The organism is Haemophilus sp. SZY H36 (assembly GCF_018829625.1).
GTDB lineage: Bacteria > Pseudomonadota > Gammaproteobacteria > Enterobacterales > Pasteurellaceae > Haemophilus > Haemophilus haemolyticus_K.
The window spans coordinates 724037-749979 of sequence record NZ_JAHKKA010000001.1; the positions used below are offsets into that span (position 1 = coordinate 724037).

At 38.6% G+C, this 25943-nt stretch carries 25 protein-coding genes and 1 other annotated feature; of the genes, 6 read left to right on the top strand and 19 right to left on the bottom strand.

All coding sequences use genetic code 11. From position 1 onward, the window contains the following. Positions 1 to 2448, bottom strand: coding sequence for a bifunctional aspartate kinase/homoserine dehydrogenase I (thrA, locus tag KP713_RS03230; protein WP_215769845.1), 2448 nt, complete (start codon positions 2446 to 2448; stop codon positions 1 to 3). 35 nt (positions 2449 to 2483) lie between these two features. Next, positions 2484 to 2602: a sequence feature (Thr leader region), on the bottom strand. A gap of 170 nt (positions 2603 to 2772) precedes the next feature. Here thrA and KP713_RS03235 point away from each other — a divergent pair. Further along, the gene (locus tag KP713_RS03235; RefSeq protein WP_215769846.1) at positions 2773 to 3477 is read left to right on the top strand and encodes a YggS family pyridoxal phosphate-dependent enzyme; all 705 of its coding nucleotides are present in this window, start codon (positions 2773 to 2775) and stop codon (positions 3475 to 3477) included. A gap of 77 nt (positions 3478 to 3554) precedes the next feature. Here KP713_RS03235 and KP713_RS03240 read toward each other — a convergent pair whose 3' ends face one another. The 7 genes from KP713_RS03240 to epmB all read right to left on the bottom strand — a co-directional run bounded on the left by KP713_RS03240 (position 3555) and on the right by epmB (position 11148). Then, on the bottom strand, positions 3555 to 3911 hold the full coding sequence (locus KP713_RS03240) for a diacylglycerol kinase (RefSeq protein WP_140581360.1): 357 nt from the start codon (positions 3909 to 3911) through the stop codon (positions 3555 to 3557). Positions 3912 to 3925: 14 nt separating this feature from the next. Continuing rightward, the gene (gene relA / locus KP713_RS03245; RefSeq protein WP_215769847.1) at positions 3926 to 6157 is read right to left on the bottom strand and encodes a GTP diphosphokinase; all 2232 of its coding nucleotides are present in this window, start codon (positions 6155 to 6157) and stop codon (positions 3926 to 3928) included. A 77-nt stretch (positions 6158 to 6234) separates the two neighbouring features. Then, positions 6235 to 7551, bottom strand: coding sequence for a 23S rRNA (uracil(1939)-C(5))-methyltransferase RlmD (gene rlmD / locus KP713_RS03250; RefSeq protein ID WP_215769848.1), 1317 nt, complete (start codon positions 7549 to 7551; stop codon positions 6235 to 6237). Continuing rightward, a complete protein-coding gene (recO, locus tag KP713_RS03255; RefSeq protein WP_215769849.1) occupies positions 7551 to 8261 on the bottom strand; it encodes a DNA repair protein RecO in 711 nt (236 codons plus the stop codon). The genes rlmD and recO overlap by 1 nt, the downstream gene beginning before the upstream one ends. 2 nt (positions 8262 to 8263) lie before the next feature. Then, the gene (locus KP713_RS03260; protein WP_118813508.1) at positions 8264 to 8668 is read right to left on the bottom strand and encodes an Opacity-associated protein OapB; all 405 of its coding nucleotides are present in this window, start codon (positions 8666 to 8668) and stop codon (positions 8264 to 8266) included. Positions 8669 to 8715: 47 nt separating this feature from the next. After that, a complete protein-coding gene (gene oapA / locus KP713_RS03265) occupies positions 8716 to 10047 on the bottom strand; it encodes an opacity-associated protein OapA (protein WP_215769850.1) in 1332 nt (443 codons plus the stop codon). 84 nt (positions 10048 to 10131) lie between these two features. Beyond that, the gene (gene epmB, locus KP713_RS03270; protein ID WP_215769851.1) at positions 10132 to 11148 is read right to left on the bottom strand and encodes an EF-P beta-lysylation protein EpmB; all 1017 of its coding nucleotides are present in this window, start codon (positions 11146 to 11148) and stop codon (positions 10132 to 10134) included. 37 nt (positions 11149 to 11185) lie between these two features. Here epmB and efp point away from each other — a divergent pair, with 37 nt between their 5' ends. Next, complete coding sequence (gene efp / locus KP713_RS03275; protein WP_005635150.1) at positions 11186 to 11752, top strand: elongation factor P; 567 nt, start codon at positions 11186 to 11188, stop codon at positions 11750 to 11752. A 119-nt stretch (positions 11753 to 11871) separates the two neighbouring features. Here efp and secF read toward each other — a convergent pair whose 3' ends face one another. The 7 genes from secF to queA form a co-directional block, all read right to left on the bottom strand. Next, positions 11872 to 12846, bottom strand: coding sequence for a protein translocase subunit SecF (gene secF / locus KP713_RS03280; protein WP_215769852.1), 975 nt, complete (start codon positions 12844 to 12846; stop codon positions 11872 to 11874). Between the two features lie 10 nt (positions 12847 to 12856). Further along, a complete protein-coding gene (gene secD / locus KP713_RS03285; protein ID WP_215769853.1) occupies positions 12857 to 14707 on the bottom strand; it encodes a protein translocase subunit SecD in 1851 nt (616 codons plus the stop codon). A gap of 69 nt (positions 14708 to 14776) precedes the next feature. Further along, positions 14777 to 15070, bottom strand: a complete 294-nt coding sequence (yajC, locus tag KP713_RS03290; RefSeq protein ID WP_005631054.1) for a preprotein translocase subunit YajC — start codon at positions 15068 to 15070, stop codon at positions 14777 to 14779. A 108-nt stretch (positions 15071 to 15178) separates the two neighbouring features. Beyond that, the gene (locus KP713_RS03295) at positions 15179 to 15400 is read right to left on the bottom strand and encodes a sulfurtransferase TusA family protein (RefSeq protein ID WP_118868061.1); all 222 of its coding nucleotides are present in this window, start codon (positions 15398 to 15400) and stop codon (positions 15179 to 15181) included. Continuing rightward, the gene (locus tag KP713_RS03300) at positions 15397 to 15915 is read right to left on the bottom strand and encodes a hemerythrin domain-containing protein (protein WP_215769854.1); all 519 of its coding nucleotides are present in this window, start codon (positions 15913 to 15915) and stop codon (positions 15397 to 15399) included. The genes KP713_RS03295 and KP713_RS03300 overlap by 4 nt, the downstream gene beginning before the upstream one ends. Positions 15916 to 15979: 64 nt before the next feature. After that, entirely contained in the window at positions 15980 to 17128 is a 1149-nt protein-coding gene (tgt, locus tag KP713_RS03305; RefSeq protein WP_215769855.1) for a tRNA guanosine(34) transglycosylase Tgt, read from the bottom strand. Positions 17129 to 17471: 343 nt separating this feature from the next. Next, a complete protein-coding gene (queA, locus tag KP713_RS03310) occupies positions 17472 to 18563 on the bottom strand; it encodes a tRNA preQ1(34) S-adenosylmethionine ribosyltransferase-isomerase QueA (protein ID WP_215769856.1) in 1092 nt (363 codons plus the stop codon). Between the two features lie 274 nt (positions 18564 to 18837). Between queA and smpB the strand changes: the two genes are divergently transcribed. After that, entirely contained in the window at positions 18838 to 19320 is a 483-nt protein-coding gene (gene smpB, locus KP713_RS03315; RefSeq protein WP_065250223.1) for an SsrA-binding protein SmpB, read from the top strand. A 48-nt stretch (positions 19321 to 19368) separates the two neighbouring features. On the opposite strand, the gene KP713_RS03320 is transcribed toward smpB, so the two are convergent. Next, positions 19369 to 20154 (bottom strand): outer membrane protein assembly factor BamD, encoded by a 786-nt coding sequence (locus KP713_RS03320; protein ID WP_215769857.1) that lies wholly within the window; start codon positions 20152 to 20154, stop codon positions 19369 to 19371. Between the two features lie 109 nt (positions 20155 to 20263). Here KP713_RS03320 and rluD point away from each other — a divergent pair, with 109 nt between their 5' ends. Together rluD and pgeF are read left to right on the top strand one after the other, a co-directional pair. Further along, a complete protein-coding gene (rluD, locus tag KP713_RS03325) occupies positions 20264 to 21238 on the top strand; it encodes a 23S rRNA pseudouridine(1911/1915/1917) synthase RluD (protein ID WP_106013480.1) in 975 nt (324 codons plus the stop codon). Positions 21239 to 21241: 3 nt separating this feature from the next. Further along, positions 21242 to 21976, top strand: coding sequence for a peptidoglycan editing factor PgeF (gene pgeF, locus KP713_RS03330; RefSeq protein WP_140527290.1), 735 nt, complete (start codon positions 21242 to 21244; stop codon positions 21974 to 21976). 56 nt (positions 21977 to 22032) lie between these two features. On the opposite strand, the gene KP713_RS03335 is transcribed toward pgeF, so the two are convergent. From KP713_RS03335 to menA, 3 genes are all read right to left on the bottom strand, one after another. Next, complete coding sequence (locus KP713_RS03335) at positions 22033 to 23418, bottom strand: DASS family sodium-coupled anion symporter (protein ID WP_140527291.1); 1386 nt, start codon at positions 23416 to 23418, stop codon at positions 22033 to 22035. A gap of 154 nt (positions 23419 to 23572) precedes the next feature. After that, positions 23573 to 24070 carry a ribonuclease E activity regulator RraA gene (gene rraA / locus KP713_RS03340; protein ID WP_106013483.1) on the bottom strand — a complete coding sequence of 166 codons (498 nt, stop codon included), beginning with the start codon at positions 24068 to 24070 and terminating at the stop codon, positions 23573 to 23575. A gap of 51 nt (positions 24071 to 24121) precedes the next feature. Beyond that, a complete protein-coding gene (menA, locus tag KP713_RS03345; RefSeq protein WP_140527292.1) occupies positions 24122 to 25033 on the bottom strand; it encodes a 1,4-dihydroxy-2-naphthoate octaprenyltransferase in 912 nt (303 codons plus the stop codon). A 62-nt stretch (positions 25034 to 25095) separates the two neighbouring features. On the opposite strand from menA, the gene tsaA reads away from it, so the two are divergent. Then, a complete protein-coding gene (gene tsaA, locus KP713_RS03350) occupies positions 25096 to 25815 on the top strand; it encodes a tRNA (N6-threonylcarbamoyladenosine(37)-N6)-methyltransferase TrmO (protein WP_140527293.1) in 720 nt (239 codons plus the stop codon). The last annotated feature ends 128 nt before the right edge of the window (positions 25816 to 25943 follow it).

A 25943-nucleotide genomic window follows, 5' to 3' on the forward strand; every position in this document is an offset into this window, starting at 1 on the left:
TTAATGTTGTAATGTTCTTAAAATATCGGCAAAGATACCTGCCGCAGTAACTGCATTGCCTGCTCCATAACCACGTAATAAAAGTGGGATAGGTTGGTAATAACGAGTATAAAATGCCAAAGCATTTTCACCATCTTTCACTTTATAAAGTGGGTTATTCTGATCGACTGCAACAATGGATACTTTACATTTACCTTCGCAAATTTTTCCAACATAACGCAATACTTTGCCTTCAGCTTTAGCGGTGGAAACACGAGCTTTAAACTCTTCATCCAGCTGTGGCAACATTGCCATAAATTCATCTGCCGATTTTCCTTCAGAGAAGCCTTTCGGCAATACACCCTCAACTTCAACATCAGAAAGTTCAAGCTCAATTCCAGCTTCACGAGCAAGAATTAATAATTTACGTGCTACATCTTGTCCTGAAAGATCATCTCGGGGATCTGGCTCAGTAAAGCCTTTTTCACGCGCAAGTGCGGTGACTTCTGAAAGAGAAAGTCCTTCCTCCAATTTACCAAAAATAAAGGAAAGCGAGCCAGATAAAATGCCTTCAAAATATTCAAGTTCATCACCCGCAGCGAGTAAGTTTTGAAGATTTTCAATCACTGGCAAACCAGCGCCCACATTCGTTTCATATAAGAATTTATGTTGGCTTGCTTGAGCGTTTTGACGTAACTCATTGTAATAAGCTAATTCTCGTGTATTCGCTTTTTTATTTGGCGTGACCACATGGAAACCTTCTTTTAACGCACGAGCATAAAGCCCGGCTACAGATTCAGCTGAGGTACAATCTACAAATACTGGATTCACCACATGATGTAATTTAATGAAAGAAAGCAATACATCAAAATCTGATGGCTGAGTCGCATTTTCTAAATCGGTTTTCCAATCGTCTAAACATAATCCATTTTCATCGAGCAACATTCGGTTGGAATTCGCAATAGCACAAACTCGAATTTCAACATTCTTCTTTGCTAGATACTCCTTTTGACGCTTTACCTGCTCAATTAATTCTCCGCCTACTCCACCAACGCCCACTAAAAACATATCCACTACTTTTTTATTATTGAAAAGAGCCTGATGGGTAGCTTTCACCGCTTCAATCGCTTTATTTTGCGGCACAACTGCAGAAATTGAACGTTCACTAGAACCCTGTGCAATCGCCACAATGCTAATATTTGCCTGCGCTAAAGCAGAGAAGAAACGAGCAGCAATGCCTTTCGCTTGCTTCATTCCATCGCCCACAACAGAAATAATGGATAAATCTTTAATCACTTCAATTGGTTCTAATTGATGTTCATTTAGTTCATTAGCAAACTCAGTTTCTAGTACAGTTTTCGCGACTTCTGCAGATTTCACTGGCACACAGAAGCTAATACTGTATTCAGATGAAGACTGGGTAATTAAAATGACTGAAATGCCTGCACCTGACATAGCTGAAAAGACACGAGATGCCATGCCTACCATGCCTTGCATACCAGGGCCTGACACATTAAACATCGCCAAATTATCTAAGTTAGTGATACCTTTGACTTGTAAACCTTCTGATTTCACATTGCCGTCAATAATCGAACCTGGCGCAGAAGGATTTCCTGTATTTTTAATGACACAAGGAATATTTTGTGGCAACAATGGGCCTATCGTACGAGGATGAATCACTTTCGCACCGAAATAAGAAAGTTCCATTGCTTCACGATAAGAAAGAGTTGGTAATAAACGGGCATCAGGCACTAAACGAGGATCACAAGTATAAACCCCATCCACATCGGTCCAAATTTCGCATACGCTTGCACCTAAACAAGCGGCTAAACAGGCTGCAGAATAGTCTGACCCATTACGACCGAGCAGCACTAACTCACCTTTTTCATTACCCGCAGTAAAGCCTGCCATAAGCACTACTTTATCTTTTGCGATACTTGCTGCATCAACACGTTTTGTTGATTCTTCAATTTCAACAGAAGATTCAAGATAACCGCCTTTTGCTAATAATTGCTTGACCGGATCCACAATATATACGCTATAGTCACGCGCTTCAAACCAAGCTTTCATCATTACGATAGAAAGTTTTTCACCACGGCAATCAATCGTCGCTTTAACTGCATCTTCTACTTTTCCTGCTTGGCGAATTTCTTCTAATAATCCTTTGATTTGAGCAAATTCAGCATCAATAAGCGCTTTGGTGCCATTTAAGTCGAATTGATTATTTTCGGCATGTAATCCATTGATGATGTTATAGAAAATTTCGATTGCTTCGTTGAAATGCGTATCGGTTGGTTGATTTAATGCAGCTTTTTCAGAAAGGGCGACGAGATGATTAGTTATTTTGGCTGGTGCTGATAAAACACCCGCTGCCTGCTCTTCTAAATGAGCTTGCTCGATCAATTTCGCTGCTTGGGAAAAACGTTCCGGATTTGCAAGCGAAGTGCCGCCAAATTTAAGTACGCGCATGATTGGTTCTCCTAGAGATATTGTGTTTTTGAATTTATAAAAAAACCCGCTATTCAGTTGAATCGCGGGTTTTCTGTATCCTGTTTTTTGGTGCACTAACCCGCGCCATTAATCATAGTAATGGTCATCATAATAGTGGTAATCGTGCTAATGATTACGGATAAAGTGCGGTTATTTTTCATTGTGTTTTATCTTGAAAAATGAATGCGTAAAGAAATACCGAAATTTCCGGAGCTTGTCAAACAGAAAGTAACAAATTTTTCAGAAATTTTCTCAGTAAATAAATTTCGTGTAAACTAACCGCACTTTTATAAAGGAGAACCTATGGATATCCAGCATAATCTCAACCTAATTCATCAAAAAATTGAAACGGCTTGCAAAGAAGCTAAACGCAATCAAAATACCGTAAAATTACTTGCCGTATCAAAGACCAAACCTATTTCCGCTATTCTTTCGGCTTATCAAGCGGGACAAAGGGCTTTTGGGGAAAATTATGTGCAAGAAGGTGTAGAAAAGATCCAATATTTTGAATCTAAAGGTATTAACCTGAAATGGCATTTTATCGGTCCATTACAATCGAATAAAACACGTCTCGTGGCAGAATATTTTGATTGGATGCAAACGCTTGATCGAGCAAAAATTGCAGAGCGTTTAAATGAACAACGACCAACTAACAAAACACCGTTAAATGTCTTGATTCAGGTTAATATCAGCGATGAAGAAAGTAAATCAGGTATTCAACCCGAAGAAATGTTAACACTGGCAAAACACATCGAAAATTTACCGCACCTACGCTTACGTGGCTTAATGGCAATACCCGCGCCGACCGATAAAATCGCAGAACAAGAAGCTGTATTCAGAAAAATGTCCGATCTATTTGAACAACTAAAACAAGCCTTACCTAATCAACAAATTGATACACTTTCTATGGGAATGACGGATGATATGCCTAGCGCAATTAAATGTGGATCAACAATGGTAAGAATTGGTACCGCTATTTTTGGCTCAAGAAATTATATCCAAAAGTAAAATGAATAATTAAAAGCGGCTTATGTTTCCATAAGCCGCCCCAAAAATATACTGTACCTTAAAAAATATTCCGTATGTTAGAAAAATAGGATTCCCCCCCAAACAACAGCAACAATACAAAGAGCAATAAATACCGATGCAGAACCTTGATCTTTCGCACGCCCTGAAAGTTCGTGGCGTTCTGTACCAATGCGATCAACTACAGCTTCCACCGCACTGTTTAAAAGTTCTAATGCCATCACAAGCAAAACAGAAGAAATCATCAAGATAATTTCTATTTTTGTCTCACCTAGAAAAAAGGCAAGAGGAATTAAAATGCAGGCTAAAAAACATTCGTGGCGAAAAGCCGTTTCATTTTTAAACGCACTTTTTAAGCCTTGTAATGAATATTTAGTGGAGTTGATTAAATGGGTTAGCCCCGTCGTTTTATACATAAATTTTCCTATTTTTATAAACGTTTCGCTTCGATAACATCATCTAATTTTGCTAATCGAGCCAATATTTTACTCAAACTTTCAACATTATGGAGTTCAATTTCCATATCAATAGTAGCAAGCTGTTTTTTGGTATCAGCACGGCTTGACACCCCTAACACGCTAATTTTTTCATTTGCCAGAACCGTCGTAATATCCCGCAATAAGCCATTGCGATCGCCTGCCACAATACGGATATTAATATGAAACCCACTTGCGTAATTTTCGCCCCAAATTGATTCCACCACGCGTTCTGGATGGGCCGCTTGCAAATCTAAGAACTGTTCACAATCCGCTCGGTGAATAGAAATACCACGCCCCATTGTGATATAACCAACAATCGCATCGCCAGGAATAGGCTGGCAGCAACGTGCAATATGATGCATAAGATTGCCCACACCTTCTACAATCACATAGCCATTTTTTTTCTCAGATTTCTGTAGAGAATTTACCGCACTTTTGTTAGCAACATGGCGTAAAATTTCCTGATCGGCTTCTTCAGCGGTCACTTTAATCAATTTACTTTGCAAGAAATTGATTAAATTATTTAAACGAATATCGCCACTGCCAATACCCGCATAAAGATCGTCCAAATTTTTCAAGTTATAGCGTGGTAACGCATAAGGTTCCACTTGCTTTATACTTAAATTCAAACGCGCTAATTCATTATCAAGTAATTCTTTACCCGCTGGAATATTTTTATCGCGATCTTGTTTTTTAAACCACGCTTGAATTTTGGCTCGAGATTTTGCCGTGTGAGTAAATCCTAAATTTGGGTTTAGCCAGTCACGGCTCGGGTTCGGATTTTTCTGAGTAATAATATCAATTTGATCACCCATTTGTAGCTGATAGGTGAATGGCACAATACGTCCTGCTACTTTTGCCCCGATGCAGCGATGACCAATTTCACTATGAATTGCATAAGCAAAATCTAATGGTGTAGATCCCGTTGGCAAATCCACCACTTCGCCTTTTGGCGTAAACACATACACGCGGTCATCAAACACTTGACTACGCAACTCTGCCATCACTTCGCCTGAATCAGTAATATCATCTTGCCAAGCTAACAATTTGCGCAACCATGCAATTTTTTCTTCGTAGGCAGACATACTGCCCGTATTGCCTTCCTTGTATTTCCAGTGAGCCGCCACGCCCAACTCTGCATCATCATGCATTTGTTGGGTTCGAATTTGCACTTCAATTGGCTTGCCACCTTTACCTAAAACAACAGTATGAATAGATTGATAACCGTTCGGTTTCGGGTTCGCGACATAATCGTCAAATTCTTTGGGTAAGTGTTTAAATTGAGTATGCACAATCCCAAGTGCGGTGTAACAATCTTGCAATTTTTGCACGATAATTCTGACCGCTCTTACATCATATAAACCACTAAACTCAAGATGCTTTTTCTGCATTTTGCGCCAAATGCTATAAATATGTTTCGGACGACCATAGACTTCCACTTGCTCGATACTTTCACGTAAATAAGCGCTCAACTCGCTAACGAAATCAGCAATGTAATGTTCACGATCAAGACGACGCTCCTGCAATAATTTAGCAATAGCGCGATATTGTTCAGGATGGAGATAACGGAAGCAGTAATCTTCTAACTCCCATTTCAACTGACCAATCCCAAGACGATTGGCAAGAGGGGCGTAAATATTAGAACATTCTTTAGCGGCAAGAACTTTCTCTTCTTCAGCACAACGATGCTCTGCATCACGCAAGAAAGTAATGCGTTCGGCAAGTTTAATGATTACGCAGCGGAAATCGTCCACCATCGCCAACAACATACGGCGAACATTATCCACTTGCAGTGCGTTAGCGGAATGGCTGGCATTGAGTTGGCGGATATTATCCATTTCCAACACGCCTTTGAGAAGTTTAGTGATTTTCGCACCAAATTTTTCTTTTAGGCTTTCCCAGTCTGTTAATTTATTTGCAACGATAGGAAACAACATTGCAGTAAGCAATGTTTCCGTATCCATATTAAGTTCGTGCAAAATCTCTACCATTTCCACGCCGGACTGAAGCATCAAGGTAGCATTCTTCATTTCATCGGGATGGGTGCTCATTAAGTCACGTGCGTAATACCACGCATCAATCAAACTTTTTTCTGTTTGTTCTGCCAGTTTTAAGCCAGCGCACCATTGTTCAATCACAAAATCCTGCGGATTTAACAAATGAGAACCACGAACAGCAACCATAACACCCCCTTGTTGATGAAGAGCAAGCAACTTCCTATCGCTTTTATTTTGGGTGGATATTGTACCGAATAACCGAGTTATTTTGTAGTGAATAACGTTATCGATTCCAAATGCCCCGTATGAGGGAACATATCTATCACCGCACTTTTTTCAATCTTATAGCCAAAATCACGTAAAATTTCTGCATCGCGCACTAATGTTGCGGGATTACAAGACACATATAAAATTTTCTCAGCTTTCAACTCGCACAAAGCATTTAACGCGAAAGCTGCACCACTGCGTGGAGGATCAAGCAAAATTTTATTGAACGACAGACGAGCCCAAGGTTGTTCAACAAAAGATTGGTCAAGATCGGCTTGGAAAAATTCAATATTCTTGATTTGGTTTCTAGCGGCATTTTGCGCCGCTTTTTGGACCATTTCAAAAACGCCTTCAATTCCTACCGCACTTTTCACGCGTTTGGCAAGAGGAAGCGTAAAATTTCCCATGCCGCAAAATAAATCTAACACGCAATCCTGTTGGTTCAATTCAAGCCAATTCAAGGCTGTATTGACCATACGTTCATTTAATGCACGATTTACTTGGATAAAATCACGAATATCAAAATGTAATTTTATGCCATCAGAAAATTGATAATAAGGTGAATCGCCATGGATTTGTTCAATGCCTTCATCGCTTTGTAAAAACAGCATTAACTTTTCTTGTTCAGCAAATTTGAGCAATAAAGTGCGGTCAATTTCCGCTAGGTTCTTGGTGTAACGTAACAACATTGCGACGCCATTATCGGCCGCCACAAGTTCAATATGCCCAAGCTGTTTCGGCGCAGAGAATTGTTCTAGAAGTGCGGTTAATTTAGGCAGTAAATAATTAATTGCAGGTTCAGCCACTTCGCAAGATTGAACAGTAATTAAATCATTCGTATTTTTCTGACGAAAGCCCATTTCGATTTGTTTTGTGTTTGGGTTAAACCATAAACTCAAACGCACACGACGACGATACGCCCAAGCATCGCCACAAATCATAGGCTGAAATGAAATCGGCTCTGACTGTAATTTACTTAATCGTTTAAATAATGCGGATTCTTTCGCTTTCCTCTGCATTTCAATAGGAATATGTTGCCCTTGGCAACCACCACAACGCATAAAATGAGCACATTTAGGTTCTAAACGTTCAGAACTTTTTACTCGCCATTTTTTTGCCATAGCATGTCCATATTGTCGTTTATCTTCCAGAATACGACATTCCACTTTTTCGTTCGGAAGTGCATTTTCAATAAACCAAGTTTTACCATTAATTTTCGCCACGCCTAAACCTTGATAATCTAAATCAAGAATATTAGCCGTAATGGTTTGAACATTGTTTGTTTTTTGCTTTGGGGTATAAAGAAGAACCATTATTTTAGAAGTAAAATATTTTGAGTGAATAATTCTCGGCTTTTTAATGGTTTATCGCCAAGATAAGGTTTAAGCGCAATACGAGTAAAACGTTTTGCCGCTTGACGTACCGCATCATCAGAAAAATCGAGGGCTTCAAAGGCTAACAAATCTCTTCCATAAAAGGTGAGATTATCTTTCACTAAGGATGCAATGAAACCTCTTTCCTCACGATAACGATATGTCATTGAGAAATCGACCGGCTCGCCAGAACCCGCACAATGAAGAAAATCCACGCCGTAACCGAGAATTTGTAAAAGTTGAAATTCAAAAAGACGCAATGTTGGCTCAACATTGGGTTCAGTTGCCAAGCCCGTTAAGCATTTTAAATAATGTTGAAACAGCGAAGGATTCGGCGTTTCAGGCTCAATGACACGAGTCAATAACTCATTCACATAAAAACCGCTATAAAGTGCGGTTTGTTGTAAAGGAAGTGTAATTGCGGCGGGTTCAGCTTTAGTGAGGGTTTTCAATAAGCTTTTTCCCGTCCAACGCAACAATAAAGGTGTGAAAGGTTGCAAGACCGACTTCCAAGATGAACGCTTTGATCGTGCGCCCTTGGCGATCACGGTTAGGCGACCACTTTCTTCAGTAAACAAATCCACTAAAAGACTCGTTTCACTATAAGGGCGACGATGAAGAATAAAGCCACGCTGGAGTTCGGTTTGCACAATTAATTACCGGATAAACGCTCTACGGGTTGTAACACACATTGTTCCGCTAAAACTTCGCCTAAATTAGTTTTTAGCACACTAAAATCATCGCGCTCTTGCCATGCCCAACGAATATTGCCGTAATTTTTACCGCGCTCAGAAATCATTAATGTCAATTTTTCTGACATAGAATTGAAAGTCACCGTAATGTGATGCAATGATTTTTTACGTTTTTTTTGAGTGGAATGAACAACACGAACTTGCTTGTCATCTTTACATAAATAAACTTTAGCCTCACCTTTTTGCAAAGCCTTATCTACTTTTTCCACCTGCATCTTTTGCGGCTCTGGCTTCTTTGGTAAACCATTTTGAGCACAACCGATCAAGCAAAGTGCCGTTAAAATTAGAAACGTTTTTTTAAACATAAAATCCTACTTGCAAAAGAAAAATGGGCGATTGCTCGCCCTAAAAATTATTTTTTATATTCATAAGAACCATCAGACTGACGAACAAATCGTGCACCGTTAGATAAACGCATTTCATTTACTCGCCCTTGACTATTTACGGATACCGCGACTTTATCACCCGGTTTAAAGCTACTTAAAACATTGCCAGCACCCGCTGCTTTACTCATTGCATTAACATCCGAAATATTAAGTTGGTTGTCACGGAATACTTGCATAAGAGAAACGCCTTTAGGCACAGTTAATGTTTTCGCCGATGCAGTTGGTACAGCTGCTTTCGTTGCAGGTTTTGCATCAACGATTTGAACCTTAGCTTCTTTTTTAACTTGAATCGGTTTTGCTTCAACAATTGGTGCTTTTCCAGTTGTTTTAGCGACGGTTTGTTCAATTGCTTTTGCTGGTACATGTACTTTTTCAGCAACTTTCACTTCTTTTTTCGCAGTATCTTTATGCGCAACTTGTTGTTCGACTACTTTTTTCACCGGTTGAACTGGCACTACAACAGTTGGTGCTTTTGGCTGTTCCACTTGAGCTTGAGTTTGTGGTTGCTCAGGTTGAGCTGCTTGCATAGGTTTAGCTGAATCCATTGTATTTGAGGCTTGAACAGGAGCTTGAGCCATATTTTGTGGCGCAGCCATGTTTTCAGGTTGATTTTGAGCGGTCGCACTATTAGCTGATTCATCTGCTTTTGGCGCATTTTCAGGTTGGTTAGCTTGCTCTGCAGCCATCTGATTTTGTGCTGGTGGATTATCTAAAATCGTGGTTTCAACTGGTTGATTTTGATCTAAAGATTGGAACTGCACTGGGATTTCATTGCTGTTAGATTGAGTGAAAGACTCAACGGTGTCAGAACTTGGTTTTAATGCAAAGAAAATAATTAATAAAATGACCAACGCCAAAATAGCCATAAATAAACGGCGATGTTTTGCTGGTAATACTTGCAACACTTTCCATTTTTCTGGTTGACTTAAAGTACGTTTTTCCGCTTGCTCAACAGTTTCTGTGGCAATCGTTTCAGTTTTAATTTCTTCTTCAACAGCAGATATTGTCTCTTCTGCAGATACAGTCTGAATAACAGGCTCTTGTTCCGTTCTCAATGTTTCGCTAGAAATAAAAGGCGCGCTTTCTTGAGCTGAAGTATGCCCAAAAGTGGGTTCTTTACGCTCATGAAAATTTGTTTCTACATGATCTTTTTTAGCAAATAAACCTTTTGCTTTATCAAAAATTGACTCGCTAGGTTGCACCACTTTCTTTGGTGTAATTGGTTCAACTTGATTAAGACCTAAATCTAATTCATCTTGAGATGATTGTTCATTTTGATTTTTATTCATAGAATCCACTGGATTACTCCTGATACTTGTTGTTATTCATGTTAATTAGCCACGGAAGTGCGGCAAAAAAATTACGCGATATTTTATCGGATCTTATGCCGCGTATAAAGTCTTATTTGGTTCGCCGGCAATTTCTCGTGCGAGTTTGGGAACAAGATAGCCAGATGTAAGAGATTGCAAGATTTTATAAATTTGCATAGCTTCAATATCGCTAATCAAAAAATGGCTCGCCCCTTGCACTTTATCTAGCAAATGCAAGTAATAAGGCAAAATTCCTGTTTGAAAAAGTTTATCACTCAATATTTTTAGAATTTGCGCGTCATCATTCACGCCTTTTAGCAAAACGGATTGATTCAAAAGCGTGACATTCACGGCTTTTAATTTTTGCATCGCATGAGCAAAAATTTGATCAATTTCATTGGGGTGATTAATGTGTGTCACCATAACAGTTTGCAAACGAGTTTCTGCTAATAAGGTACAAAATTCATCAGTAATTCGTTGCGGAATCACAACAGGCAAACGGGTGTGAATACGCAAACGTTGTAAGTGCGGTATGTTTTCCAAATGTTTTATTAACCACGCTAACTCATGATCTTTCGCCATTAAAGGATCACCGCCTGAAAAAATCACTTCTTCAATTTCAGGATACACCGCAATGTAATCCAAGGCCAGCTGCCAGCTTTTTTTATTTCCCGGGTTTTCATCGTAAGGAAAATGTCGGCGGAAGCAATAACGACAATTCACCGCACAACCGCCCTTCGCCATAAAGAGTAATCGGTTTTGATATTTATGAAGAATATTTGGCACGGCATTGGCATTTTTTTCTTCTAAGGGATCCGTACTAAATCCTTCAGCTTGTACAAACTCTAGATCAGAACACATCACTTGCAAGAAAAGGGGATCTTGCGGATTACCTTTTTCTATTTTATCAATGAAAGGTTGTGGTACGCGAAGCGAAAAAAGTTTCCGCGCAGCAATGGATTGCTCAAAATCATCTTCTGGTAAATTTAAGGCTTTTAGCAATAATTTAGGATCTGAAATCGCATTTTTTAGAATTGTGAGCCAATTTTGTTCTTCTCTAATGACGGGTTCTTGGGTTAAAATACGCACTTTTCAAACCATCTCTAATTTTTAGGATATTAAAAATATGGCTACATATACTACCAGTGATTTCAAACCAGGTCTAAAATTTATGCAAGACGGTGAACCTTGCGTAATCGTTGAAAATGAATTCGTAAAACCAGGTAAAGGTCAAGCTTTCACCCGTACTCGTATTCGTAAATTAATTTCAGGCAAAGTATTAGACGTAAACTTCAAATCTGGTACTTCGGTTGAAGCTGCTGATGTTATGGATCTTAACTTAACTTATTCATACAAAGACGATGCATTCTGGTACTTCATGCATCCAGAAACATTTGAACAATACTCTGCTGATGCAAAAGCTGTAGGTGATGCAGAAAAATGGTTATTAGACCAAGCAGATTGTATCGTGACTTTATGGAATGGGGCGCCAATTACTGTTACTCCACCAAACTTTGTTGAATTAGAAATCGTCGATACAGACCCGGGTCTTAAAGGCGATACAGCAGGTACTGGCGGTAAACCAGCAACATTAAGCACTGGTGCAGTAGTAAAAGTACCTCTTTTCGTTCAAATCGGTGAAGTAATCAAAGTCGATACTCGTTCTGGCGAATACGTATCTCGCGTAAAATAATATTTTACTGTTAAACGAAGAGAAGCTATTTTCGCTGCTATTCAAAGCAAAGAATCTAAATAAAAAATAGCCCCAGACAATTATAGTCTGGGGCTTACTTTTAGTTGATTATCAAGAAATCACGGTAATTCATCAATTTCCTTATCTACTTTAGGTGGGATCATATGTTCACGGCGTAATCCAACATCGTATGCAATTGCGATTGCAATAAAGATTGAAGAATATGTACCAAATCCAATACCCACAAGTAATGCTAAAGAGAAGTTATGAATTGATGAGCCACCAAAAAAGAACAATGCAATAACAACAATTAATGTTGTAGCAGAGGTCATGATGGTTCTTGATAAAGTTTGAGTTAAAGAAACATCAATAATATCAATCGTATCTAGACGTCTTATTTTTCTGAAGTTTTCACGCACACGGTCAAAGACCACAATACTATCGTTAATAGAATAACCCACAACAGATAAAATCGCTGCAACAAAGGTTAAATCAATTTCGATTTGTAACGCTGAAAACACACCAAGAGTAATAATTACGTCATGCGCAAGGGATGCGATACCACCGAAACCTAAACGCCATTCAAAGCGAGAGCCTACATAAACTAGCATCATCGCTAATGTCGCTAATGTCGCATACACCGCGCCTTGAGCCAACTCTTCCCCTACGTTTGGTCCAACGAATTCAACACTACGAATCTTAATGCCAGAATCTACTTCTTGGAGCATTCCTTTTACACGATCGCCAATGCCTGAATCATTATCCGTAGCTGGTAAACGAATCATGACATCTTGAACAGACCCCGTTGTCTGCACAATTGGGCTTTCAATACCATTTTCATGGAGCTTACCACGGATTTTTTCTAAGTCTGCAGATTGTGAAAAATGGGTATCAAAAACAACCCCACCGGTAAAATCCAATCCCCAGTTAAAGCCTTTTGATACGATAAAAAATAGCGAAACGACCATTAAAAGTGCGGAAAAAACATAGCCCCATTTACGCAGTTTCATAAATTCGGTCAATGGGAACGGGAGTTTAATCCCATTGATTTCACGGATAAAATGTCCGTCTTTATCTTTTGCAAAAATTTTCATCGTTCCCTACCTAAATTGATAATTTCTTAAGTTGTTTACCGCCATAAAGCGCATTAACTAATGCACGTGTTCCTGTAATTGCGGTAAACATTGAAATTGCGACACCAAGTGAAAGCGTAATCGCAAATCCTTGAATTGGGCCTGTCCCCACAGCATACAAGATAATTGCGGTTAAAATTGTCGTTAAATTTGCATCAAAAATAGAAGTAAACGCCCCGTTGTAACCTTCATTGATTGCTTGTTGAATTGGACGACCATTGCGAATTTCTTCTTTAATACGTTCAAAAATCAATACGTTGGCATCCACCGACATACCTAATGTTAATACGATACCGGCAATCCCTGGCATGGAAAGTGTCGCACCAGGTAAAATAGACATTAAACCAACTAACAACACAATATTAATGACCAAAGCAAAACTTGCGATAATACCGAACATTTTGTAGTAAAACAGCATAAAGACAATCACAGCGATGAGTCCCCAAAAGCTCGCATTAATCCCTTGTTCCACATTCTGAGCCCCTAAAGATGGGCCAATTGTACGTTCTTCAACAATTTGAATTGGCGCAATTAATGCACCAGATTTCAATAAGGTAGAAAGATTGTGCGCTTCCGCGATACTATCAACACCAGTAATTTGGAAATTAGAACTGAAACGACCTTGGATCGTCGCCACATTAATGACTTCCTCATGTTTTTCTAAAATGGTTTTACCATTTTCATCTTTTTTACCATTATCTTTATATTCAACATAAAGCGTCGCCATTGGTTTCTTGTAATATTTTTTGGTGGTTTGAGACATAATCTCACCACCTTCACCATCCAAGGTTACACTCACTTGCGGGGTGCTTGAATGCTGATCTAAACCAGAACTTGAATTAATAATATGCTCACCACCTAATACCGCGCGTTTAAATAATGCGACAGGATGACCTTGGCGATCATATTTAACTTCCGAATCAGCTGGCAACATATTACGAGAAATTGCATCGGCCGTAACATTTTGATTGACAATACGAAACTCAAGCGTTGCAGTTGCCCCTAAAATTTCTTTTGCGCGAGCAGTATCTTGAACACCTGGTAATTCAATTACAATACGTTCAGCGCCTTGACGTTGAATAACCGCCTCAGATACCCCTAATTCAGCAACACGTTTACGTAAAATCGTTAAGTTTTGCTCAATGGCTAAGTCGCGTGCTTCATTTAATGCTGAAGTTGAAAGGCCTAAATTGATACTATCGTTATCCAACTCTGTTATATCTAAGGTTGGATGCAACTGATGAATAATACGTTCCGCTTTGGAGCGTTGACTTGCATCAGCCAATGTGACCGAAGTACCAAAATGGTCAGTATTTTTAATTGCTGTATATTGAATTTTTTCTTTACGAAGTTCGTTACGTAAACTGTCTTGTAATTGCTCTTGGCGTTTTACAAGTGCAGCATTCATATCGACTTCCATCAAAAAACGAACCCCACCACGTAAGTCTAATCCCCATTTCATTGGGTTAGCACCAAACATGCTTAACCAAGCTGGAGTGGCAGGCGCAAGGTTTAATGCAGTGGTGTAATTATTGCCAAGACGTTCAGCAATTTTATCTTTAGCGAGGAGTTGATCATCGGTATTAGTGAAACGAACTAGAATTGAGCCGTTCTCAAGCACGACAGATTTGGTTGGAAGATTATTGGTTTTAAGCACATCTTGAACTTGTCCAAGCACGCTAGTATTCGCTTCTTGACCGCGCGTACCGGAAATTTGCACCGCAGGATCTTCACCATAAATATTTGGAAGAGAATATAAAATCCCGATGGCCACAATAAAAATAACCATCAAATTCTTCCATAATGGATAACGGTTTAACATAGTTTTCCTTTTCTTTTCTAACGCACAGAGCCACAATTCGTGGCTCTGGAAAATAATTTAACGTTACTCTTAAAGTGATTTTAATGAACCTTTAGGAAGAACGCTCACAATGTAGTTACGATTAATCGTAATTTCTGTCGTGTCGTTTAACGCAATCACGATGCTATCACTACCTTCGGTTACTTTAGTAATTTTGCCGATTAAACCACCAGCAGTTAAAACTTCAGTACCCTTTGCAAGCTCAGACATCAATTTTTTATGTTCTTTATTGCGTTTAGCTTGCGGGCGATAAATCATAAAGTAAAAAATTAAACCAAAAATCACGAAAATAAATAACGTGGACATCGGGTTTTGTGCTTCCATTGTATGTTTTCCTTATTAATTTAAGTTAAAAATTGCGCTTAAAATACCATAAATTGACTCATTGGGAAAGGTGAACCACACCAATATCCTACGTTATGGCGATTAATTTTATTTTTTCAAGATAACGATAAATTCTTTTTCCGAAGCGTAATATTGCTCGACCAAAGCAACAGAATTTTCTTCTGCAAAAATAGAAAAATTTTCCACCGCACTTTCAAGGTTTAAGATCAACATTAGCTCATCATGTTTATCCAAATTTTTTAAGGCTTTTTTGGCACTTAAAAGAGGAATTGGACATCGAAGTGCGGTTAAATTGAGCTGATATTTCATTCTTTAACTTGACGACGAGCACTCATGTTCTTGCCCATTTCAGCCAAAATATCCGCACTTAAGCATTCACGCCCCATTTCAAATAGCGGTTCTTCTAACGCAATATGACGATCATAACCTTGAATAAAGCGTTCAATTAAATGTTCATCAATATTTTGACGTTGTTCAGAAATAATCTCTTCTAACTGCGCAGATAATGCATTCCAATTTTCATGCAAATATTCGTGCTGTTTTTCTAATTCATCAATGGAGCTTTGTGCTTGCGGAGCCACTTTGAGTAGTTGAGGGAAAAAATCTAATTCTTCATCCTCATGATGTAACGGTGCGGCACTATTGAAATAAGTTAAAATCTGCTCAACATCATTTAATACAGCCTGAGTATAGCCGTGTTTTTCTAGATAACCAGGTAAAATGCTTAACTGGCGACAAAAACGTTTTACCTTACTATGACAGGCATAAAGCATTTCAATAGGTTCATTCCAGGTGGCGAATTGTTGAGGTTCAAGAATTTGCATAAGGTTTCCTTTGTTAAAAAGTGCGGTCAAAAAACATTTCATTTTTCTACCGCACTTTCATCAATTATGATTTATCTGCTAATTGTAATGGTGGAACAGGTTTGCCCATGCGAGCATAGAATTCCACCGCAAAATCATCAAAACGATCATCTTCAATCGCTTGACGAATTTCCGCCATTAAACGTTGATAATAGCGTAAATTGTGAATAGTATTTAAGCGTGCACCTAAAATTTCACCGCATTTATCTAAATGATATAAATACGCTTTGGTGTAGTTTTTACAGGTATAGCAATCACATTCAGGATCTAATGGGCTCGTATCATCGCGATATTTTGCATTACGGATTTTAACAATACCATCAGTCACGAATAAATGCCCATTACGTGCGTTACGAGTTGGCATTACGCAGTCAAACATATCAATACCACGACGTACTCCTTCTACTAAGTCCTCCGGTTTACCTACACCCATTAAATAACGAGGTTTGTCAGCCGGGATTTGTGGGCAGATGTATTCTAAAATGCGGTGCATGTCTTCTTTTGGTTCGCCTACCGCTAAACCGCCCACTGCATAACCGTCAAAGCCGATATTCACTAAGCCTTCCAATGAGACTTTACGTAATTCTTCAAATACGCCGCCTTGGATAATACCGAATAGCGCATTTTTATTGCCTAATTCATCAAAGCGATCGCGGCTACGTTTTGCCCAACGAAGAGACATTTCCATAGATTTTTTCGCATAATCGAAAGTAGCTGGATAAGGCGTACATTCATCGAAAATCATCACGATATCAGAACCTAAATCATATTGAATTTCCATGGATTTTTCAGGCGAAAGGAAGATGCGCTCACCGTTAATTGGATTTTGGAATTTCACGCCTTCTTCAGTGATTTTACGTAATTTACCTAAACTGAATACTTGAAAGCCACCACTGTCAGTCAAAATCGGGCGATGCCATTGCATAAAATCGTGCAAATCACCGTGTTTACGCATGATTTCTTGTCCTGGTCGAAGCCATAAATGGAAGGTGTTACCCAATAAAATTTCTGCACCCGTCGCACGCACTTCTTCTGGTGTCATGCCTTTCACGGTGCCATAAGTTCCCACTGGCATAAATGCAGGGGTTTCTACACTGAACGTGCCTTGTGGACGTTCAAATACCAAGCGACCACGACGAGCATTGCCGCTTGTTTTATCTAATTCATACTTCATTTTTGCTCCAACGAATAAACAGTTCGAAGATTTTTTTAAACAAAAAAGCCTGTTAAAAAATACAGGCTTTGTGATATCATATTTCCAATGCTCTTTGAGCAGAGGCGGATCTACTAAGATAGTCCGCCAGTTGCCGCTGTCGGGCTATTTCGTAGATCCTGAGTTTGTTAATCATACTAAGGATAAAATATGACTAAATTTATGATTAAGTTGGTCATCATTATTCTACTTTGCCTGTTATTGAAAAGTAGCACTGGCTATTAGTAGTTGATGCCGACAAGGGATAGTTACCGCCATCTCTTGTTCTTTATTGTAGGTGCTGACTAATTACAAGTCAAACAACTTATTCCAATCCTCTCACATTAGAATTTTTATTAATAAACATCGCATCGCCATAACTAAAGAAACGATATTTTTCTTGCACTGCATGCTTATACGCATTCATGGTATTTTTATAACCAGCAAAAGCTGAAACTAACATTATCAATGTGCTTTCAGGTAAGTGGAAATTAGTAATTAAACAATCTACTATTCGGAATTTTTTACCAGGATAAATAAAAATAGAGGTATCAGAAAAATAAGGCTCAATTAAATCTGGATTGCCAAATTCTTCCGCAGAAAGCGCCGCACTTTCAATAGAACGAACAGAAGTAGTTCCCACTGCAATAACACGTTTACCCGCTTTCTTTGTTGCAATAATTGCATTGCAAACTTCCTGGGAAACTTCTACATATTCTGCATGCATCACATGATCTTCAATATTCTCGACACGAACTGGCTGAAATGTTCCCGCGCCCACATGCAATGTAACAAATTCAAAATTGACACCTTTCTTTTTAAGTTTTTCAAGCAAGGGGTCATCAAAATGTAATCCTGCTGTTGGCGCTGCCACAGCACCCGGTACTTTACTATAAACGGTTTGATAACATTCTTGATCGGCTTCTTCATCGGGACGATCAATATAAGGCGGCAATGGCATATGTCCAATGGCTTGCAACACATCTAAAAGAGCGGTTGATTTATCACTTAATTCTACTTCAAACAATGCACCATGACGCACTGTCATTACCGCTTTAATTCCATTATCTTCGCCTAATTTATCTTCACCTAAAAATAATTCAGCCCCTTCTTTTGGTGATTTTGATGAACGAATATGTGCTAAGAAACGATGCTCATCTAACATGCGTTCAACTAAAACTTCAATTTTCCCACCGCTAGCTTTACGTCCAAACATTCTTGCAGGAATAACGCGAGTATTATTGAAAATCAATAAATCACCTTCATCAATTAAATCCAATACATCTGAAAAAGTGCGGTCAATTACCGCGCCATTTTCCCCGTTCAAATGTAATAAACGGCAAGATGCTCTATCCTCCTTTGGATAGCGAGCAATAAGTTCATCAGGTAAATCGAAATTAAAATCTGAAACACGCATAATCAATATGGATAAAATAAAATGATGGTTAAGTCTAGTTTGAATTCAATATGAACTCAAGAAAAAATCAAATTAAGAGAATTTTATCCCTTCATTGTATAGCTGTTAATTTAAGATTTGTTTCTTTCGAGAGATAATAGCTAAATATCTTATGATAGCCTTATATTAGCCATCAATGAGCATTCAAAATGTTAATAAACTATACCTACACGATCTTTTTGCTATCAAAAAAGATATCCTATAGAATGCCGAAATCAAGATAAGGTGAAAGACAATGACAAAGAAAAAAATAAAACCCGGATCAAATACTATTGCGTTGAATAAACGAGCACGACACGATTATTTTATTGAAGATGAGATTGAAGCAGGCCTTGAACTACAAGGCTGGGAAGTAAAATCAATGCGTGCAGGCAAGGCAAATATTAGTGATAGCTATGTAATTTTCAAAAATGGAGAAGCTTTTTTATTTGGTGCCAGCATCCAGCCTCTAAATGTTGCCTCAACTCACATTGTTTGCGATCCTACACGAACACGCAAATTATTACTCAATAAGCGAGAACTTGCCTCACTATTTGGTAAAGCTAATCGTGATGGATTCACTATTGTGGCGCTATCTCTTTATTGGAAAAGTGCTTGGGCAAAAGTTAAAATTGGCTTAGCAAAAGGGAAAAAACAACACGACAAACGCGATGACATTAAAGAACGTGAGTGGAAAGTTACAAAAGATCGCATTATGAAAAATGCACATCGTGGATGATATGAAAAAAGCATAAAGCCCGAAATGATTCGGGCTTTATTGCATTGTTTATTTTACTTTAGGCAAGGTTAATTCAGGTTCTTTCGGTTTTTCTACCGCTTCAAAAGATTTACCTTTATTCGCATCAATAATTTGTTGAGTTTGATTTTCTAATGTAGTTAGTCCCATCTTATTGTAGGCTTCTTTCATTAAGAATAAACCTTCATAGGTTGCTTGCGCATCAGGATATTGTTTTAACATACCAACAACACGATTTGACACAGCTACCCAAGCATCTCGTTTAGCATAAAACTTCGCAATATCTAGCTCATGGCGAGCAAGGGCCGCTTTAATATAAGCCATACGAGCAAGCGCATCTTGTGTATAAGGACTATTTGGGAAATGCGTAACTAAACCTTGGAAATAATTAAATGCATTACGCATAGAAACCGTTTCACGTGTTGCGCGATCGATTCCAAAAAAATCTTGAATAAAATTATCGCTCATAGCCAAATATGCAAGACCTGCCATATAAATCACATAAGGTTGGTTTTGGCTTTGAGGGAACATACGAATAAAATCATTTCCCAACGTCTCAATATCCGTATAGTTTTGTGACTTATAATTTGCGTAAATCAAATCAATCATTGCTTGTTCTTGATAGATGCTGCCAGGGAAGCGCTCATTTGCAGCTTTTAAGTAGCGAATAGCTTCTGAATATCCACCTTCTTGCAACGCATTTGAACCTTTCGTATAAAGTTCACTCACCGATGCTTGTTCAACATCTTTTGAGCCTGAACACCCAACTACCAATGCTGCCATTGCCAATAAAGCTAAAGATTTCATTTTACGCATTGTTTTTTCCTTAATTTTTACGAAAACCGATAAATAAGATACAATTGCTAGCTATTGTATAGAACATTAATCAATAAGCCAACTTTTAAAAAAACTTTGAGAGCCTTTTATGCCATTAATAACTCTTTCAGCTGAAATACAGTCAGAACAAATAGGACAACGCTTAGACCAAACGCTTGCAGAATTGTTCCCAGAGTACTCTCGATCCAGATTAAAAACTTGGATTGAAGCAGATCTCGTTAAACTTAACAATCAAATTGTCAATATTCCTCGAGAAAAAGTGCTGGGGGGAGAACACGTAGCAATTACCGTTGATATAGAAGATGAAACACGTTTTGAACCTGAAAATATCCCCTTGAATATTGTTTATGAAGATGATGATATTATAGTTATAAATAAGCCCAAAGATCTTGTTGTTCATCCAGGTGCGGGAAATCCGAATGGAACTGTGCTCAATGCGCTACTCTATCATTATCCACCAATCGCAGAAGTGCCTCGTGCAGGGATTGTCCACCGCCTAGATAAAGACACGACCGGATTAATGGTCGTAGCTAAAACGATCCCCGCACAAACCAAACTTGTGCGAGATCTACAAAAACGAAAAATCACACGCGAATATGAGGCGGTCGCATCAGGCATAATGACTAAAGGCGGTACTGTAGATCAACCAATGGCTCGCCATGCAACCAAACGTACATTAATGGCTGTTCATCCAATGGGAAAACCTGCCGTTACCCATTATCGTATTATGGAAAATTTCCGTAATTACACTCGCTTACGCTTGCGGCTAGAAACAGGTCGAACCCACCAAATTCGTGTACATATGGCACATATAGCCCACCCATTATTAGGTGATCAAACTTATGGTGGACGCCCTCGCCCACCTAAAAATTCTAGTGAAGCATTTATGTCTGTTTTACGTGATTTCAAACGTCAGGCTCTACATGCCGTAATGTTACGCCTCGCACACCCAATTACAGGGGAAATGATGGAATGGTATGCGCCTTTACCAGATGATTTTGTGAAACTGCTCAACGCATTAAAAACAGATTATCTAGAACACCAAAATGAATTGGACTATTAATTAATGCGGATCATACAACCTAACTGGCCTGTTGCCGATAATATTCACGCCTTTACTACGACACGTGAAGGCGGTGTTAGTACTGCACCTTTTAATGATTTTAATCTTGGCGATCATGTCGGCGATGATGAAAGTGCGGTCAAAATTAACCGCGCTTTACTCGTAGAAAAATTTAGCTTACCTCAAGAGCCTTTATTTCTCACTCAAACTCACAGTACACGCGTTATTCAACTCCCTTATTTGGACGATAATTTAGAAGCTGATGCTGTTTATACCAATGAACCCAATCAAGTCTGCACTATTATGACAGCAGATTGCTTGCCCGTATTATTTACAACAAAACGCGGAAATGAAGTAGCTGCAACTCATGCAGGATGGCGAGGCTTATGCGATGGCATATTAGAAGAAACAATAAAATATTTTCAAGCCAAACCTGAAGAAATCATGGCATGGTTTGGACCAGCTATCGGTCCAACAGCATTCCAAGTAGGAAACGATGTGGTAGAGCAATTTATCGCCATAGATCAAAAAGCGAAACTAGCATTTAAACCAGATAGGAGAGAAAAAGAAAAATTCCTTGGTAATCTTTACCAAATCGCTACACAACGATTAAACAACCTAGGTATTACTAAAATTTACGGTGGAGAACATTGTACCTTTAACGAAAAAGAATATTTCTTTTCTTATCGCCGAGATCATCAAACAGGACGAATGGCAAGTGTTATTTGGTTTGAATAAAAAAAAGAAAAGCATCTATTCATGCTTTTCTTCTTTTAAAATTCCAAGCTTAGCTATTAATTCAACCAGAATAAATATCCCATTGTTGAAATTACAAGAATACATACTAGATTTAGAACAAAGCCAGCTTTTACCATTTCACTTTGTTTTACTTGACCAGAACCAAATACAATCGCATTTGGTGGCGTTGCAACTGGCAGCATGAAGGCACAAGATGCACCAAGACCAATAATTAATGCTAAACCAATTTCTGGCATACCCAATGATTGGGCGATAGAAATAAAGATTGGGACGAGCAGTGCCGCACTTGCTGTGTTAGAGGTAAATTCAGTTAAGAAAATAATGAATGCTGCAACTAACAAGCCAATAAGATAGAAATGTTGTCCTTCAATCATAAAGACAATGCTATCTGCTAAAATTTTACTTGCTCCAGAATCCTTCAATACCGCACTTAATGTTAATCCACCACCGAAAAGCATTAATACGCCCCAGTCAGTACTTTCTTGAATTTGTTTCCAGCTTGCAATGCCCGTAGAACAAATCACAATAGCCGCTAATAAAGCGACAACACTATCGAAACTCGCAATATTTTTCTGCAAACCAAGTAGGCCTGAAATCAGCGGATTAATTTGCCCACTAAATACCCAAGTTAAAGCAATCACAACAAAGATAACAAGTGTTAATACACGCACTGAATTCATTTCAATGCTTTCAAAAGATTGCTCAAAATTAATATGAAGTTTTGGCTTAAAAATAATGTAAAGCGTACCAATCATCAGTGGTAGCAAAATAATCATTATCGGTAAACCGTACCATAACCAATCTGCAAAAGTTAAATGTAAGTTACTTGCTACAATCGCATTCGGTGGACTACCCACAAGGGTTCCCATACCACCAATTGATGCACTATAAGCAATCCCTAACAACACAAACACATAAGTATTATGTTCTTTCTCACGATCAAGTTGGCTTAAAATCCCCATTGCGAGTGGTAACATCATGGCTGCAGTTGCCGTGTTACTCATCCACATAGAAAGGAAAGCTGTAATCAAAAAGAGATAAATAATGGCAATAAATAAATTACCGCGCGCTAACGCCATAATCTTATTAGCAATCATTTTATCAAGTTTTTGAATGTGCAAGGCTGTAGCTAAAGAAAAGCCACCAAAGAATAAAAAGATTGTAGGATCAGCAAAAGCCACTAAAGCTTGTTTGGTGCTCACTAAATCTAGCGCAATCGCCAATAATGGCACCAATAATGCGGTAACCGTAACATGTAATGCCTCAGTTAACCAAAGCACTGCAACAAAAGCCAATAAAGCTAAACCAGCACTAGCCTTTGGATCATAAGGTAGCACTTTTAATAACACAAAAAACAACACTATATCTAAAATAAAAATAATGCCATTTTTGTGATTTTTGAAAGATTTTATCTCACTCATAAAGGTTCTCCATGAAGGTTACTACTCAAAAGAGTTATAATGTTAAAGGAATGTTATTAACATGCAACAAGTAATATTCAAAAATGTGATCAAGTGCAATAAATTTTGATAAAAAAAGTGCGGTTATTTTTCACCGCACTTTTGCTCTTTCGAATTATTCGTCCGAATCATCCAAATCTAAGGGCTCTTGCGAAAGTATAATTCCTGTCAGATCTGCGTAAATATAATCTTCTGGGAAAAAGGTTACGCCACCAAAGTTCACCGGAATATCGCTCTCACCAGCACTGCTTTCATCTGCACTGACTGGAATTGGCGCAAGGGCATGAATACCAATATCAAGGTTTTCTAATTGCTGAATTTGGCGTACTGCACCATATACAATAATGCCTTCCCAACCATTATCAACAGCAAGTTGAGCCAATTCCGCATCAATCAAACCTCGACGTACCGCACCACCGCCATCAATGACAAGCACTCGACCTTCTCCGTTTTCCTCTAATACTTCAGCAATTAATCCATTACTTTCAAAGCATTTTACCGTAGTGACTTTACCGTAAAAATTACTTACGCCACCAAAGCTTGAAAAAATTGGCTCCACTACATCCACTTGTTCTGCATAAAGATCGCAAAGTTCTGAAGTATCAATAAACATAACTTTCCCCTATCGATTGTTGAAATTTTGTTTGCTTTAGTATATGCCGATTTAGCCGATAAGCAAGCCTAAACTAAACAAGATATTGATTAATAACGAAATCATAGACATTTGAGCCAACATTGGACGCAATTCACTTGGCTGCTGACTGTGATAAACAAAGATCGCATGTTTAGCTAACAACGGCATCGCCAATAGAAATAAATAATTAGTCCAAGAAATGGCTGTTGCCACCGCAAATGCTAAATAACATAAGGCCGTCACACTTAATAAAATACAATGGTAAACACGCCCTTTATATGCACCTAAACGAACAGCTAGGGTATTTTTGCCAGCTTTCGCATCCTGTTCAATATCGCGTAAATTATTGATATTTAATACCGCACTTGCCAATAAGCCGGAGCCAATAGCAGGCAAAATAATGTGGCTATCAATACTGTGAGTTTGCAAATAATAAGTGCCGCCAACGCCAAGCAAACCAAAAAATACTAATACAGAAATATCGCCCAGTCCCATATAACCATAAGGTTTTGCACCAACAGTGTAAGTAATGGCAGCAACAATAGCTAAAATGCCAAGCCCAGCGAAAGCTAATAAATCCGAAAGATTTTCATAAGCGATTCCAATCAAAAAACTTCCTGAAAGAAAACTGGCCACCACCATTAGAATTAATCCCCATTTCAGTTCTTTTGCTGAAATGACGCCTTTTTGAATGCCACGTAATGGCCCAATACGTTCTTCAGTATCCGAACCTTTTTGATGATCCCCATAATCATTGGCAAAATTAGAAAGCACCTGTAATAAAATTGTCGTGAGTAAACAAAGCGCCATTACAAGACCATTAAAACCTTGTGGATTCGCCCAATAACCTAATGCCGAACCTGTAAAAATCGATGCCAACGCTAAGGGCAAAGTTTTTGGTCGAGCCGTTTCCCACCACATTTTCAATTTTTCATTTGTCATTTTTTTTGACCGTACTTTTGATTACAATAGTGTCGAGTATTCTACACTAAGACACCCAATTTATGAATAATTTAACCCTATCACCTGTCGCCATTATCCACACGCCTTATAAAGAGAAATTCTCCGTACCACGCCAACCTAATTTAGTTGAAGACGGAGTAGGCATTGTAGAACTCTTACCGCCTTATAATTCGCCTGAAGCAGTACGAGGATTGGAACAATTCAGCCATCTTTGGTTAATTTTTCAGTTCGACCAAATCCAACAAGGAAAATGGCAACCCACCGTACGCCCTCCACGGTTAGGCGGTAATCAACGAGTTGGCGTGTTTGCTTCACGCGCAACGCACCGCCCAAATCCTCTCGGTTTATCCAAAGTCGAATTAAGTCAAGTAGAATGTATCAACGGTAACGTTTTTCTCCATTTAGGTGCAGTGGATTTAGTGGATGGCACGCCGATTTTCGATATCAAACCCTATATTGCCTATGCAGATAGTGAACCAAATGCGCAATCGAGCTTTGCCCAAGAAAAACCACCTGCAAAATTGACAGTTGAATTTACCGAGCAAGCCAAAAGTGCGGTAAAAAAACGAGAAGAAAAACGACCGCACTTAAGTCGTTTCATTCGCCAAGTGCTAGAGCAAGATCCGCGCCCAGCCTATCAACAAGGTAAACCGAGTGATCGTATTTATGGAATGAGTTTGTACGAATTTAATATCAAATGGAAACTCAAAGCTGGAACAATAGATTGCGTAGAAGTGATTAACATTGAATTTTGTGGATAGATTTCAATCATTGAATATGATGATATTTTATCCACATTCTCTTAAAAAATAGATATACTAACTTCTTTGTAAGCTATTTGTTATGTGAACCAGTCATATTGACTCAAGTAAAAAACACCGCCGAGTGC

Coding starts and splice junctions, on each gene's coding strand:
- KP713_RS03335 (WP_140527291.1), bottom strand. CDS start 23,418: ATGAGTGAGATAAAATCTTTCAAAAATCACAAAAATGGCATTATTTTT.
- rraA (WP_106013483.1), bottom strand. CDS start 24,070: ATGTTTATTGATACTTCAGAACTTTGCGATCTTTATGCAGAACAAGTG.
- KP713_RS03240 (WP_140581360.1), bottom strand. CDS start 3,911: ATGTATAAAACGACGGGGCTAACCCATTTAATCAACTCCACTAAATAT.
- tgt (WP_215769855.1), bottom strand. CDS start 17,128: ATGAAGTATGAATTAGATAAAACAAGCGGCAATGCTCGTCGTGGTCGC.
- yajC (WP_005631054.1), bottom strand. CDS start 15,070: ATGGAAGCACAAAACCCGATGTCCACGTTATTTATTTTCGTGATTTTT.
- relA (WP_215769847.1), bottom strand. CDS start 6,157: ATGGTTGCTGTTCGTGGTTCTCATTTGTTAAATCCGCAGGATTTTGTG.
- queA (WP_215769856.1), bottom strand. CDS start 18,563: ATGCGTGTTTCAGATTTTAATTTCGATTTACCTGATGAACTTATTGCT.
- secD (WP_215769853.1), bottom strand. CDS start 14,707: ATGTTAAACCGTTATCCATTATGGAAGAATTTGATGGTTATTTTTATT.
- smpB (WP_065250223.1), top strand. CDS start 18,838: ATGACAAAGAAAAAAATAAAACCCGGATCAAATACTATTGCGTTGAAT.
- menA (WP_140527292.1), bottom strand. CDS start 25,033: ATGACAAATGAAAAATTGAAAATGTGGTGGGAAACGGCTCGACCAAAA.
- secF (WP_215769852.1), bottom strand. CDS start 12,846: ATGAAAATTTTTGCAAAAGATAAAGACGGACATTTTATCCGTGAAATC.
- KP713_RS03235 (WP_215769846.1), top strand. CDS start 2,773: ATGGATATCCAGCATAATCTCAACCTAATTCATCAAAAAATTGAAACG.
- rlmD (WP_215769848.1), bottom strand. CDS start 7,551: ATGGTTCTTCTTTATACCCCAAAGCAAAAAACAAACAATGTTCAAACC.
- KP713_RS03320 (WP_215769857.1), bottom strand. CDS start 20,154: ATGCGTAAAATGAAATCTTTAGCTTTATTGGCAATGGCAGCATTGGTA.
- thrA (WP_215769845.1), bottom strand. CDS start 2,448: ATGCGCGTACTTAAATTTGGCGGCACTTCGCTTGCAAATCCGGAACGT.
- rluD (WP_106013480.1), top strand. CDS start 20,264: ATGCCATTAATAACTCTTTCAGCTGAAATACAGTCAGAACAAATAGGA.
- efp (WP_005635150.1), top strand. CDS start 11,186: ATGGCTACATATACTACCAGTGATTTCAAACCAGGTCTAAAATTTATG.
- tsaA (WP_140527293.1), top strand. CDS start 25,096: ATGAATAATTTAACCCTATCACCTGTCGCCATTATCCACACGCCTTAT.
- KP713_RS03260 (WP_118813508.1), bottom strand. CDS start 8,668: ATGTTTAAAAAAACGTTTCTAATTTTAACGGCACTTTGCTTGATCGGT.
- KP713_RS03295 (WP_118868061.1), bottom strand. CDS start 15,400: ATGAAATATCAGCTCAATTTAACCGCACTTCGATGTCCAATTCCTCTT.
- KP713_RS03300 (WP_215769854.1), bottom strand. CDS start 15,915: ATGCAAATTCTTGAACCTCAACAATTCGCCACCTGGAATGAACCTATT.
- pgeF (WP_140527290.1), top strand. CDS start 21,242: ATGCGGATCATACAACCTAACTGGCCTGTTGCCGATAATATTCACGCC.